Origin of the sequence: Bacillus sp. JJ1503 (assembly GCF_036965125.1) — a bacterium.
GTDB lineage: Bacteria > Bacillota > Bacilli > Bacillales > Cytobacillaceae > Cytobacillus.
The window spans coordinates 1-7,632 of sequence record NZ_JBALOZ010000380.1 but is presented as its reverse complement, the minus strand read 5'-3'; the positions used below and the strand labels follow the sequence as shown (position 1 = coordinate 7,632).

7 protein-coding genes are annotated in these 7,632 nt (G+C 39.8%); 4 read left to right on the top strand and 3 right to left on the bottom strand.

The window, feature by feature from the left end:
- Positions 1-405: 405 nt before the first annotated feature.
- Entirely contained in the window at positions 406-564 is a 159-nt protein-coding gene (locus V7149_RS23250; RefSeq protein ID WP_335347955.1) for a hypothetical protein, read from the bottom strand.
- A 278-nt stretch (positions 565-842) separates the two neighbouring features.
- Here V7149_RS23250 and V7149_RS23245 point away from each other — a divergent pair, with 278 nt between their 5' ends.
- From V7149_RS23245 to V7149_RS23230, 4 genes are all read left to right on the top strand, one after another.
- Positions 843-1,682, top strand: coding sequence for an ABC transporter ATP-binding protein (locus V7149_RS23245; protein ID WP_335347954.1), 840 nt, complete (start codon positions 843-845; stop codon positions 1,680-1,682).
- Between the two features lie 20 nt (positions 1,683-1,702).
- Positions 1,703-2,554 carry an ABC transporter permease gene (locus tag V7149_RS23240; RefSeq protein ID WP_335347953.1) on the top strand — a complete coding sequence of 284 codons (852 nt, stop codon included), beginning with the start codon at positions 1,703-1,705 and terminating at the stop codon, positions 2,552-2,554.
- Positions 2,555-2,599: 45 nt separating this feature from the next.
- Positions 2,600-3,619, top strand: a complete 1,020-nt coding sequence (locus V7149_RS23235; RefSeq protein WP_335347952.1) for an ABC transporter substrate-binding protein — start codon at positions 2,600-2,602, stop codon at positions 3,617-3,619.
- A 342-nt stretch (positions 3,620-3,961) separates the two neighbouring features.
- The gene (locus V7149_RS23230) at positions 3,962-4,912 is read left to right on the top strand and encodes a hydroxyacid dehydrogenase (protein WP_335347951.1); all 951 of its coding nucleotides are present in this window, start codon (positions 3,962-3,964) and stop codon (positions 4,910-4,912) included.
- A 208-nt stretch (positions 4,913-5,120) separates the two neighbouring features.
- Here V7149_RS23230 and namA read toward each other — a convergent pair whose 3' ends face one another.
- On the bottom strand, positions 5,121-6,140 hold the full coding sequence (gene namA / locus V7149_RS23225; protein ID WP_335347950.1) for an NADPH dehydrogenase NamA: 1,020 nt from the start codon (positions 6,138-6,140) through the stop codon (positions 5,121-5,123).
- Between the two features lie 170 nt (positions 6,141-6,310).
- On the bottom strand, positions 6,311-7,141 hold the full coding sequence (gene proC / locus V7149_RS23220; protein WP_335347949.1) for a pyrroline-5-carboxylate reductase: 831 nt from the start codon (positions 7,139-7,141) through the stop codon (positions 6,311-6,313).
- Positions 7,142-7,632: the final 491 nt, after the last annotated feature.

Genomic DNA, 7,632 nt, shown 5'->3' with positions numbered 1-7,632 from the left:
TTTCTTAGTGATCATTACATACGTCTTTACAAAGCGGTTGTACAATTTCCCTACACTTAACGCTTTCTACCAAATAAACTGTTGCTATGCGAGACTGCACATTCAGTTCTTCAAATAGTTTACGAAATAGAATATATAGAGTATTCATATAATTTATTCCGAAAATTCCCAAAAGTTAGTATTGACTAATTTTTCAGTAAATGGTTTAATGATATCCAAGTGGTAGGGTCACTGATCCTGGGATGATCCTACTCCTTAAATTTCATAATTTCATAATNNAATGATGAAGGAGGCAGGTAAAGTGAGCAAAGCAAGTTCAGCTGCAGCTGTTGGTGAAAAGAAGCTGTCAACGAAATACGATTTTCTCATTCAAATTGATTCTTTTTGAATTTATTTGATGCATGATCAAATTAGCCAGACTACATGATATATAGCATTATAGGACCACCAATTAATTTTATGCCCATAAGGAATATCACCCTTTGCGACTACCTCGACTGTTGAATTGTCATCCATGTACACACCGATGACCTTTTCACCTTCTTTAATTTTGCTCGTTGCCACACCTACATGATCGCCTTGATTGCACGACAAAATAACAAAATTCGCTGTTTTTATCAACGAAAAAGATGGTTGCCATTCTTAAAGGAGCAATACCAACACTTATTTTAAAATTTCAGAAAAATTTAAAAAACTATCGATAATACCAAATACTTGTTGTCCGAACATAATGTAGAAGACTGGATTTCCTATAGGGTAGCAGTAAAAACTATTAAATTGCTTTAACTTTCCAGGTTCACATAAATTTGTTCTGCTTCAAATTATAAGGAGGTCAGTACGAAATGGGAAATCAACAACAATTACCCACGCTAGATAGAAGCCTTTATGGCGATTCCCAGGCAGGTAAGCAAAGAGAAAATGAACATAACGAACAGCCACAACAAATATTATCCGTGAAAAATGTAAAGATTGGGTACGAAGTTGAAAATGAATTTAACCTAGTAATCAATGATATTAGCTTTGATATTCGGTCTGGAGAAACAATAATGATGATCGGACCTTCGGGATGTGGAAAATCGACTTTGTTAAAGACGATTGCTGGTTTTAACAAGCCTATTGCTGGAGATATTTTACTTGCGGGACGTACTGACCTAGAGCCTGGGCCTGACCGTGCTGTTGTCTTTCAGGAGCACGATCAACTTTTTCCTTGGCGAACAGTTTTCGATAATTTAGTTTATTCCCTACGTGTCACCGGTCGGAAAAAAAGTGAAGCCATTGATAGTGCAAAATACTACCTTGAAATGACAAATCTTTCAAGGGCTCATGATCTATATCCTCATCAGTTGTCTGGTGGTATGAAACAACGTGTAGCAATTGCACGTGCTCTCGCCCTTGAACCTTCAATGCTCTTGATGGATGAACCATTTGGTGCTTTGGATGCGCTTACACGCACTCGCTTACAGGAAGAGCTAAGGTTAATTGCTGAAAAAACACGTGTGACTATTTTTTTTGTAACTCATAGTATTGAAGAGGCAGTGCTTCTCGCTGATCGAATCATCGTACTCACTCATCCACCATCGTACATTGCGGAAATTGTCAATGTTGGCGATAAGGCCAAAAACTTGGAAAGCGACGAATCCATCGAGATACAACAACACTTGCGTAAACTGTTAGGAAGCTAGATTAATAGGGGGTGACAAATATGTCGATAGAAAGTAAGGTTCTTAAAGAAGCGCCAGTGAAAAGTAAAGTAAAAGGAAATAATTTTTCATGGTCCCAGTTACCCGCATGGGCAAGACAAACACTTCTTTTAGTCGTTATTCTGCTATTGTGGCAAATTACTTTTAAGGTAATGGACATAAACCCTTTACTCTTATCAAGCCCTTCGGAAATTGGAAAAGTGTTCTGGCAAAATTGGATAAATGGGACTCTCTTGAGCGTAACTGTAGCTACAATGAAAATATTACTCCTCGGTATGTTTATAGGGATTGTTGTTGCTGCAATATTAACTACTCTTGCTACTTGGACGCAAATAGGAAATGATTTACTTACATTACTTACGGCGGTATTAAATCCAATTCCGGCAATAGGTGTGTTGCCTCTCGCAATTATTTGGTTTGGCCTAACCCCTACTTCTCTAGTTTTTGTACTAGCTAATGCAATCACATGGCCAATTGCAATCAATGTTAGCATGGGCTTTCGCACGGTTTCTCCAACAATTCTGATGGTAGGGAGAAATTTGGGACTGCGCGGATGGAGATTGGTAAAAGACGTTTACATGCCAGCTGCGTTACCTCACATGATCTCTGGTCTAAAGACAGGATGGGCATTTGGTTGGCGGACCATTATTGCGGCTGAGTTGGTTTTTGGTGTTGCGGGCAGCGGAGGCGGTCTTGGCTTTTTTATCAGTCAGGCGCGTTTCTTCTTGAAAATTCCTGATATGTTTGCCGGTCTTGTGACGATTTCTTTGATTGGGATATTGTTTGATGTGTTGTTCAATCAAATTGAGAAGAAAACTGTTATCAGGTGGGGTATGAAGGCTCAAGGTAAATAAAACAAATTTTCAGTATGTTGAAAATTGGAAAAGGGGTGTTGGTTGATGTTGAAAGTCCGGGGTTTAAATAAAAATTTCTTTATTATGATTATATCATTCACTATGTTTCTGTTTCTTGCTGGATGCGGCGGCGGTTCGGCGGAACAGGCTAATCAAAAAGATGGCGATAATAACGTTGCCAAGCAAGACATGACCATTGTTGTTCAACCGGGTCTTGGATATGCTCCATTAACTATTTTACGGGAAATGGCTTGGCTTGATGAAGAACTTCCAAATGTGAATATTGAATGGAAAACCTTGGCTTCGGGTGCTGCAATTAGAGATGGTCTCCTTGCCGGTCAAATTCAGGTTGGTGCAGGCGGAATTGGTCCCTTTCTTCTCGGTTGGGATAAGGGAGTGAAATGGAAAATTTTGAGCTCAATGGACAACATGGAGTTATGGCTTATGGGTAAAGATCCTAACAAACAAAGTTTAGAAGACTTCGGCCCAAAAGATCAAATTGCGATGCCCGGGCTGGATTCAATTCAATCTGTTGTTTTACGAAAAGGTGCGCTTGAACAACTGGGTGATGCAAGAAGTTTAGATGAAAATATGGTCGCATTAGAGCACCCAACCGCTATGCAAGCTCTCTTAAGTGATCAAATTTCTGCGCATCTCACTGCCCCTCCATACCAAATGCAAGAGGAAGCTGAGGGTGCACACATAATTTTAAAAAGCTATGAACTTTTCGGGGAACACACCTTCAATAGTATTTGGGTTACAGAAGATTACTATAATGATAATCGCGAATTAATGAATGTCTTATACAAAAACGTTCAACGAGCGATTGATTTGCTAAACGATGATCCAGATCAAGCCGCCGAAATTCTTTCAAGAGATTCCGATGGGAGTCCTTCGGCAGAACAGTACAAAGAATGGATAACGCAAGACTATATTAAGTATACTTCCAAGCCCAATGGATTCATCAATTTTGCTGAGGTCATGAAGGAGTTGAAAATGATTGACAAAATCCCTGCTTGTGAGGATATCTTGCATGATACACTAGGGAATCCTGGCGAATGCTGATGGTCGTACGAACGATGATTATATCGGACTACTTCATTCTTGACACGGATCGGATTGGCGCTTGAATGTGTTAAATTCAACATATTATTCCATACCATCATGTTAACGGTGCCGGAGCACTTTGCAAAAATGCTTGAATCTGACAATGACTAGGTAGGCAAAACCCCGTGAATATGCATAAGGATGTATATTCACGGGGTTTTGTGACTACTTGTGAAAATTGTAGCCCCTGAATTCATCTAGGTGAACGTAATCGAAATCCAAGTAAGTGACGAAGAAATAATAAGAATCAGCAAGATATTAAAAGAAAATTTAAATTTATTTATTTAGGGAGGGTATATCATGAAAGTATTGGTCACCGAAGTAATGTGGGAAGAAGGAATTGTGGAATTGAAAAGGCTGGGCTTTGATGTTCATTACGACTCACATTTATGGAATGACCGCGAGGCCCTTCTAGAGCGAGTCAATGATGTTGATGCACTCATAGTACGGAATCAAACAAAGGTAGATAAAGAGCTGCTTGAGAAGGCTCTTGAATTAAAGGTCATTGGCAGGTTAGGAGTCGGATTGGAAAACATTGCAGTAGATGATGCAAAAAAACGTGGAATTCAAACGGTTGTTCCTCGTTATGCGAACGCCACCTCTGTTGCAGAATATGTGATGGCGGCAATATTGATGGCGAACCGGCCGCTTTTTTTAGCAAATGAAGATGTTAGAAAAGGAAACTGGGACCGGAAGCAACATACTGGCAGGGAAATTTTTCATAAAGTGATTGGGCTCGTTGGGCTCGGCGAGATTTCCCACCGTGTTGCGAAACGGGCAAAAGCGTTCGGTATGAATGTAATCGGATACGATCCTTTTTTAACCCCATATGATCATATTGTTGCAGAAACATCCGTTCAATTGAAAAATACGTTGGAAGATGTGTTAATCTCAGCTGACTTTATTTCTATACATGTTCCACTTACCTCATCAACAAAAAATTTAATATCTGAGTCACAGCTATCCTCCATGAAACAATCGGCTTATATTATAAACACTTCTAGGGGTGGTATTATAGATGAAGAAGCCCTTTACTACGCATTGAAAGAAGGAACGATAGCGGGAGCATATTTAGATGTTTTGGAATCGGAGCCGATCGATCAGATGAACCCGCTGCTACAATTGGACAGCGTCATTTTTTCACCGCATATTGCCGGGCTGACGACCGAGTCTCAAGTTCGGATATCCTTATTGGTTGCACAAGAGGTTGGAAAAGTGCTTGATGGGAGAGGGTCTCTATGTCTTGTATAAGGCTCCTTGCTTAAATGCTTCAGTCGTGTCTGAATTTCTTCAAGATACCTATCGTAGTTGTAAAAAAGTAATTATATCATCATTTTTTGATTCTTTGAATATTATTTAAGAGAGATAGCTGAAAAGCAGCGGAGAGTTATTTGCGAAAGCGGCAAATTTGTTTGCGAAAAAGCACAAAACAGGATGGAACCCCATCCTGTTTTATATTTTATATCCAGCCCCGCTCATATTGCTTAGGTGATTCGATTATTACTCCGAGCTCTTTGGCTGCAGTTCTTGGCCAAAACGGATCTCGCAGAAGCTCGCGTCCGATAAAGATTAAATCAGCGCGATTATTTTGCAGTATCTCTTCTGCATGCAGTGGGGATGTAATTAAACCGACTGCGCCTGTTGATAGATCAGCAGCTTTTTTAATTTTTTCAGCAAACGGTACTTGATAGCCCGGATACGTATGTATCCTAGCAGGAACAACTGCACCCGAACTGCAATCAATTAGGTCAACGCCTTGCTCCTTCATCCAGCCTGCCATTTGAACATAATCGTCCACATCTAAACCTTCTTCATGATAATCATTTGCTGATATTCTAACAAAAAGCGGCCCGTCCCAAACAGAATTAATAGCATCAATGATCTCACGCAGGAATAGGTAACGATTTTCTGCTGAGCCTCCATAATTATCTGTACGCTTGTTTGATAATGGGGAGAGAAATTCATTAATTAGGTAGCCATGAGCCCCATGAATTTCTATGACATCAAAACCTGCTTTTTTTGCTCTTACAGCTCCTTGCTTAAATGCTTCAATCGTGTCTTGAATGTCTTCAACCGACATTTCCTTTGGTGTTTTCATTTTTTCATTAAATGCGAGGGCAGAAGGGGCAATAATTTCTCCTTCAAGAACTGCTTTTCTCCCAGCATGGGCAAGCTGGATACCTGTTGCTGAGCCGTGTTCCTTCATTAAATCAGTTAGCTCTTTTAATCCTTCGATATGTTCATCGCTCCAAATACCTAAATCATTAGGCGAAATTCGTCCTTGGGGTGTGACAGCAGTAGCTTCAATAATAATGAGTCCAACCTGACCGGCAGCACGGCTCGTATAGTGAGTTCGATGCCAATTTTCCACCTTCCCGTCTTCATTAGGGCAAGAGTACATACACATTGGCGACATGACAATTCGATTTTTAAAGGTCGTGTTTTTAATTGTAAACGGGGAAAATAGCTTTGTTTCCATAAAGAGCCTCCTTTTTTACTTCATAAATAGTATATCAATGAAGTACAGTTTATAGAAAAATTTGCCCCAATATTTGGTNNGCAATTTGCTCAGTCGATATTTCGTACCTCTCGCAACTCCTAGGTGTAAATGTCAGGATACTGGCAAGAGTGATGGGGTTCAAAATGTTTTTACACACTAATTTCTGAACCGAATGCCTTGCCAAGTCTTTTTGACTGTGCAGCAGCTTCTTTTATACAATCAATAAACGCATTTTGTACACTATAGGAATCCAAAACTTTAATTCCCGCTTCAGTTGTTCCGCCTGGGCTTGTCACCTCTTTACGCAGTTGCTTTGGCTCTTTCGTTGACTTTGAGAGCATTTCAGCCGCACCAAGTAATGTTTGCACAATCAATTCCTTCGCAACTGTCTTTTCAAGTCCGATGTCCATTGCACTTTTTTCCATTGCTTCCGCGAGATAGTATATATAGGCTGGTCCGCTGCCAGACAATCCAGTGACAGCGTCAAGCTGCTCTTCCTGTACAATCGTCGTTAAGCCAACGGTTTCAAACATTTTCGAAACTAGCTTCATTTGCTCGTTCGATACTTTTTCATTGACTGCAAGTGCAGTTGCGGATTTTCCTACAGCTGCTGATGTATTTGGCATGGCTCTTACAATAGACAGTGGCTTTTCCGCCAGCTTTTCAATACTGCTAATTCCTACTCCAGCTAAAACGGATATCACAAGGATTTCTTCTGTTAAGTAATTCTTTATTCGTGAAATGGCATCTGCCGCATCTTTAGGCTTCATTGCGAGAAAGACCATATCAGTATCTTGAAAAATTTCATCTAATTGATAGGTCGATTGGACACCGAATCGGTTTTGAAGCTCAGTTAATTTTTCTTGATCAGCCTTATTCGTTACCCAAATCCTCTTGCTATCAACTAATTTATTTTCAACTAAACCAGAAATTAATGCTTCTGCCATGGATCCTGCACCGATAAAAGCTATTCTCTTCATGTTGTGACCTCCTTAATTAATATTTATTGTTTTATTAAACAGTAGTTATGAACGTTCAGAGAAAATAAAAAAGCCCTCTCATCCATGTAAAGGACGAAAGGACTTTTGCTTTTCGCGGTACCACCTTAATTACCCTTCTCAGAAAGGTTATATTCTTGAAAAAGGCATCTCTATTCCGTTAACGCCGGAAGCTCGTTTAGGTTTTCCTAACTGCTCATAAGGTAGGTTTCAATGGTCAAGTGGACGGTGAAGCCTTTCAGCCGCTGAGCTTCACTCTCTTTCGCCGTTATCCATTTACTGGCCTTATTCATCGCTTTTTTCTTGTTTTCAATTAATCAAACAATAGGAACCTTCAAATAATATTAATTGTGATTATGGAGGAGGACAAGTGTGTTTGTCAAGGGTTATTTAATTATTTTTTGAAAAGGGGGACTTTTCCAACATTTACTTCGGTAACCTACTTGAAAGTGAAAAATAGGAATAAAGTTATT